Below are 1,318 nucleotides of genomic sequence, written 5' to 3' on the forward strand. Positions count from 1 at the left end.
CAGGCAGCAGAGGTTGTCGCAGGAGGTCTCCCCGCCGGCGGCGTGCGGGATGACGTGGTCCAGGTCGGCCCAGCCGGCGGGCACGGTGCAGCCGGGGTGCCGGCAGGTGCGGTCCCGGGCCGGCAGGAACCGCTGCTGGGCTGCTGAGGGCCGGTAGCGGTCGACCGGGCCGGGTGCGGTCAGCACCGGGCAGGCGCAGGCTCCCTCGGGATGCTCGGGGCAACCCCTGCGGGCGAGCCGCTCGACCTCGCCGCGGTCGGTGAGGGCCAGCAGGGCGCCGGTGCGGTCGGTGAGCGCGATGTCCAGGGCGCCGCCGGCCGGGACCTGCAGCCCGCCCGGGCACAACGTGTCCAGCTGGGTGAGCAGCTCGCGCAGGTGGGCGGCGGTGATCGGCTCCCCGTCGACCTCCCCGATCGGCGCGGCCGCGCCGGGCGGGGTGAAGGCGGCCGGCCGTGGGCCACCGGAGGCCAGGACGCCGGCGGGGGTGAGCGCGGTCAGCGGCGCCACCACGGTGAGGTGGGCGGTGACCTCCGGTTGTTCCTGCCAGGGGCGCAGCATCAGATCGGCCGCCGCCCCGGCGCGCAGCATGCCGATCGGCCGGTCGTCGCCGGCCTCCTTCGCCGCACGCGCGTGCCGGTCGACGGCATCCCGGCAGGCGCGGGCCTCCGGGTGCGGCATCAGGGCGCGGAACTCGCTCATGCCGTCCCCGACCGGCCGCACCGTGACGTCCGCTCCCCGGCGGCGCTGTTCCCGCCGCCGGTCGGCGGCGGCGGCGTCCCGGGACAGCAGCTCCGCCCGCACCGCCTCCCGCAGCCGGCCCACCCCCAGCTCGCCGGCACCGGGCAGCACCGCGGCCTCCATCCCGGCGATCACCGCCGGATCGGTCTCCCGGCCCACCGCGGCCACCTCCGCGGCCATCGCCCGGGCACGGGGCCAGTCCAGCCGCCCCGCCCGCAGCTGCTCGAACACCCCGGTCAGCACCGTCGTCAAGATCTCGGCGTGCTCCAGCAGCGTGACCGCCGCCGCCCGGCTGCAGTTCTGCACCGCCGCCAACTCATCGGGCACGAACTCACTCACCCCGGCCGGGCCCACCGTGCCGGCGCGCTCACCCCCGGGCCGCGGATCGGCCGGAGCCGGGCGGGCGGCGGCCAGGTCCATCACCAGCTCCACCCGCAACGCGGCCAGCTGCGCCTCCGCCGCCACGATCTGCTCCAGCAGCGCCGCCGCCTCCGACGCGCTGCGCCGGGCCGGCAACCAGGCGCTCAACGGCTCGATACACGGCGACGGATCCGGATCCATCAGCTCCCACGGCGAGGGC

At 77.9% G+C, this 1,318-nt stretch carries 1 protein-coding gene; it reads right to left on the reverse strand.

All coding sequences use genetic code 11. The annotated features are described in order from the left end of the window. On the reverse strand, nucleotides 1-1,266 hold a 1,266-nt coding region (locus tag C5507_RS22005; protein ID WP_158657690.1), incomplete at its 3' end, for an HNH endonuclease signature motif containing protein. Nucleotides 1,267-1,318: the final 52 nt, after the last annotated feature.

The organism is Blastococcus saxobsidens (assembly GCF_002938435.1).
In the GTDB taxonomy this organism is placed as follows: domain Bacteria; phylum Actinomycetota; class Actinomycetes; order Mycobacteriales; family Geodermatophilaceae; genus Blastococcus; species Blastococcus saxobsidens.